We start from the raw sequence: 223 nt of genomic DNA, 5'->3' as shown, positions 1-223 counted from the left end.
CGTGACCGGTTTGGCCTCATCCGGTTTCGCTCGCCACTACTCCCGGAATCACGGTTGTCTTCTCTTCCTGCGGGTACTGAGATGTTTCACTTCCCCGCGTTCCCTCCACACTGCCTATGTGTTCAGCAGCGGGTGACAGCCCATGACGACTGCCGGGTTTCCCCATTCGGACACCCCCGGATCACAGCTCGGTTGACAGCTCCCCGGGGCCTATCGCGGCCTC

The 223-nt window shown here is 61.9% G+C and carries 1 rRNA gene; it reads right to left on the bottom strand.

Annotation, left to right across the window (positions count from 1 at the left end):
* A 23S ribosomal RNA gene (locus AC2CJA_RS27495) occupies positions 1-223 on the bottom strand; the annotation flags it as partial.

It is taken from the genome of Streptomyces sp. ATLC9, assembly GCF_057196705.1.
This window is presented reverse-complemented; position numbering and strand designations above follow the sequence as displayed.